The sequence below is a fragment of the Nocardia acididurans genome (assembly GCF_016741815.1).
GTDB classification, from domain to species: domain Bacteria; phylum Actinomycetota; class Actinomycetes; order Mycobacteriales; family Mycobacteriaceae; genus Nocardia; species Nocardia acididurans.
Window position 1 is genome coordinate 1 of the sequence record NZ_JAERRJ010000048.1, and the last position, 1,389, is coordinate 1,389.

At 64.7% G+C, this 1,389-nt stretch carries 1 protein-coding gene; it reads left to right on the plus strand.

The genetic code is table 11. From position 1 onward, the window contains the following. The first annotated feature begins 114 nt into the window (after positions 1–114). Positions 115–1,350: an IS256 family transposase gene (locus JK358_RS38725; RefSeq protein ID WP_201958870.1), complete on the plus strand. Its 1,236-nt coding sequence runs from the start codon at positions 115–117 to the stop codon at positions 1,348–1,350. Positions 1,351–1,389: the final 39 nt, after the last annotated feature.

Below are 1,389 nucleotides of genomic sequence, written 5' to 3' on the forward strand. Positions count from 1 at the left end.
GGGACTGTACAAACAACGGTGTAACTCCGAAACAAGGAGTGGCACATGAACTCTGATGTGATGGCGGCCGAGTTGGCCGATACTGACGCGGTGGCCAGACCCAGGAAACCGAAGATGACGGCGGTTGATGCCAAGCTGGTGGGCCAGCTCGTGGCCCAGGCCCGCGCCAGCGGGCTGCAGCTGACCGGCGAGGGCGGGCTGCTGGGGCAGCTGACCAAGCTGGTCGTCGAGTCCGCCCTCGACGGCGAGATCACCGACCACCTCGGCTACGACCACGGCGACCCGGCCGGTCGTGGAACACCGAACTCCCGCAACGGAACCCGCTCGAAAACGATCGTGACCGATGTCGGTCCGGTCGAGGTCGACGTCCCGCGCGACCGTGACGCCAGTTTCGAACCGCAGATCGTGCGCAAACGCCAGCGCCGGTTGAACGGCGTGGAGAACATGGTGCTGTCGCTGTCGGCCAAGGGCCTGACCCACGGCGAGATTTCGGCGCATCTGCGCGAGGTCTACGGCGCCGACGTCTCCAAACAGACCATTTCGACCATCACCGACAAGGTGATGGACGGCATGGCCGAGTGGCAGAACAGGCCACTGGACCCGGTCTATCCGGTGATCTTCCTCGACGCGATCCACGTGAAAATCCGCGACGGCAAGGTCGCCAACCGCCCGATCTACGTGGCCTTGGCCGTGACCGTCGACGGCGGTCGCGAGATTCTCGGGTTGTGGGCCGGTGACGGTGGTGAGGGTGCGAAATTCTGGCTGCAGATCCTCACCGAGCTGCGCAATCGCGGCGTCGAAGACGTCTGCATGCTCGTCTGCGACGGGCTCAAGGGTCTGCCCGAGGCGATCGGGCAGGTCTGGCCGGCCGCAGTGGTGCAGACCTGCATCGTGCACCTGCTGCGGGCCTCGTTCTCCTACGCCGGCCGCCAGCACTGGGCCGCGATCGCCGCGGCCCTCAAACCGGTCTACACCGCATCGACCGAATCTGCTGCGCTGGAACGGTTCTACGAGTTCAGCGAGGAATGGGGCACGAAATACCCTGCCATCATTCGTCTTTGGGAGAACGCGTGGGCGGAGTTCGTGCCGTTCCTGGCCTTCGACACCGAGATCCGGCGGGTGGTGTGTTCCACCAACGCGATCGAGTCGGTCAACGCCCGCATCCGCCGGGCCGTGCGCGCTCGCGGGCACTTCCCCAACGAGCAGGCCGCCCTGAAGTGCGTCTACATGGCGGTTATGGCCCTCGATCCCACCGGCACCGGCCAGAAACGGTGGATCACCCGATGGAAAGCCGCTTTGAACGCCTTCGACATCACCTTCGAAGGCCGACTCACCGCCGGACGGAAATAGCTCAATCAACCCGAGTTACACCGTTATCTGGACAGACCC

Bases quoted from the DNA above. Each gene is read 5' to 3' on its own strand.
- JK358_RS38725 (WP_201958870.1), top strand. From the start codon at position 115: ATGACGGCGGTTGATGCCAAGCTGGTGGGCCAGCTCGTGGCCCAGGCC.